1 protein-coding gene is annotated in these 240 nt (G+C 65.4%); it reads left to right on the top strand.

Features of this window, described 5'->3' with window-relative positions; all coding sequences use genetic code 11:
* Positions 1-240 (top strand): ATP-binding cassette domain-containing protein (locus tag EO99_RS0124815; RefSeq protein ID WP_029621237.1); only part of this gene is annotated, 240 nt, incomplete at both ends.

The following is a 240-nucleotide window of genomic DNA, read 5'->3' as shown; positions in this document are numbered from 1 at the left end:
CCGAACGCGACATCGCCATGGTCTTCCAGAACTATGCGCTCTATCCGCACATGACGGTGCGCCAGAACCTCGAATACGGCTTGAAGAACCGCAACACGCCGCGGGCCGAGATCGACTCCCGCGTGGCGGAGGCGGCGCGGATGCTGGAGATCGAACAATACCTCGATCGCAAGCCGAGGGCTCTTTCCGGCGGCCAGCGCCAGCGTGTGGCCATGGGCCGCGCGATCGTCCGCAAACCGG

The sequence above is a fragment of the Pseudorhizobium marinum genome (assembly GCF_000705355.1).
Classification (GTDB): Bacteria; Pseudomonadota; Alphaproteobacteria; order Rhizobiales; family Rhizobiaceae; genus Neorhizobium; species Neorhizobium pelagicum.
The sequence above is the reverse complement of the archived record's forward strand: the minus strand, read 5'-3'. Positions and strand labels throughout refer to the sequence as shown.